Origin of the sequence: Streptomyces murinus, assembly GCF_002154555.1 — a bacterium.
Taxonomy (GTDB): domain Bacteria; phylum Actinomycetota; class Actinomycetes; order Streptomycetales; family Streptomycetaceae; genus Streptomyces; species Streptomyces murinus.
Map to the genome: position 1 here is coordinate 1 of NZ_MUNF01000858.1, position 1,649 is coordinate 1,649.

Annotated in this window: 2 protein-coding genes; both read left to right on the forward strand. The window is 73.1% G+C overall.

Annotation, left to right across the window (positions count from 1 at the left end):
* A partial coding sequence (locus tag CCN72_RS35880) for a GNAT family N-acetyltransferase (RefSeq protein ID WP_143664325.1) occupies positions 1–468 on the forward strand: 468 nt, incomplete at its 5' end.
* Between the two features lie 112 nt (positions 469–580).
* On the forward strand, positions 581–1,649 hold a 1,069-nt coding region (locus tag CCN72_RS35885; RefSeq protein ID WP_086812550.1), incomplete at its 3' end, for a serine hydrolase domain-containing protein.

The following is a 1,649-nucleotide window of genomic DNA, read 5'->3' on the forward strand; positions in this document are numbered from 1 at the left end:
GCGGCCTCCTCGTCGCCCGCGGGGATCACGGTGCGGGCGTTTCGCGCGGGCGACGAGGAGGCCGCGTACCGGCTCACCGAGGACGCGTTCGACGAATGGCAGCAGCGGCGCAAGCCGTACGCCGAGTGGGCGCGGCTCACGGTCGGGCGGGCGACGTTCGCCCCGTGGGCGTCGCCGCTCGCCTTCGAGGGCGATTGGCTGGTCGGCGCGGTGCTGTCGCTGGACACGGGGGACCTGGACGGCGGCGAGGGGTACATCGAGCGGGTCGCCGTCCACCGCGACCAGCGCAACCGGGGTATCGCTCGGCTGCTGCTGCGAGAGGCGTTCCGCGCCTTCTACCTCCAGGGCAGGCGGAGCTGTGTCCTGTGGACGCATTCGGACACGGGGGCGTTGGCGCTGTACGAGCGGATCGGAATGACGGTGCGGCGCAGTTCCACGGTGTACGGCAAGCCACTCGTCGCGGGGTAGCCGACCGAGGGGCTTCCGCTCCGCCCCCGCTCGCGGGCTGGTGCTGTCCCCCGTACCGGTCCGGCTGCCAGCCGGAGTGATCGTGCCGTGGGCGATCTCTACCGTGGTGCGCATGGCAATTCCTTTACCTTTTCCCGCGCTTCGCAGAGGTGCCGCGCTCGTGGCCTGGGCCGTCACCCTGGTCCTGCTCGCCGCGCCCCTGGCCGCCGCCCGGACACCGGACGCGTCCCGGCCGTGCGGCACGCACGAGGCGGTACGGCGGTCGGTGCACCGGCTGGTCGCCGAGGACCGGATCCCCGGAGCCGCGGTCCTCGTCAACGGGCGGGCCGCGGCGCCGGGTTGCGCCCGCTGGTCCGTCACGGACGGGGTGGCCGACCTGCGCACCGGCCGGCGTACGAACACCACGGACCGGCTGCGGATCGGCAGTATCACCAAGACCTTCACCGCCACCGTGGTCCTGCAACTCGCCGCCGAGCACCGGCTGTCCCTGGACGCCCCGGTCGAGCGCTATCTGCCCGGCCTGATCCAGGGGCATGGCTACGACGGCCGCCGGATCACCGTCCGACAGCTCCTCCAGCACACCAGCGGTCTGCCCGACTACCTCGAAGCACCCGAGTGGGCGAACCCGGAGGCGCTGCGCCGTCGCCACTTCGAACCGCGTGAACTCATCGCCGGCGCGCTCCGGTTGCCGCGTCCGGAACAGACCTGGCACTACGCGACCACCAACTACGTCGTCGCCGGGCTGATCGTCCAGGCGGTCACCGGCCACTCGCCCGAGTCGGAGATCACCCGGCGCGTCATCCTGCCGCTCGGGCTGCGCGACACCTACTGGCCCGGCGACGACCCCCGGATCCAAGGCCCCCATTCCCAGAGCTACTTCACGGACGCCAAGGGCCACCGGACCGACGGCACCGACTGGAACATGACCTTCGGGGACGTCGGCGGCGCCCTGGTGTCCACGCCGGAGGACCTGGCACGGTTCGCCACCGCGCTGTTCGGCGGGCGGCTGCTGCCCATGGCCCAACTCGCCGAGATGCGGCGCACGGTGGCCGCCGACCCCGACCGGCTCTGGCCCGGTGCGCGCTACGGACTCGGTGTGATCACGACCCCGCTGTCCTGCGGCGGCGCCTGGTGGGGGCATGCCGGGACGGTGCCGGGCGGGCACCGTCCCGGCATGCCCC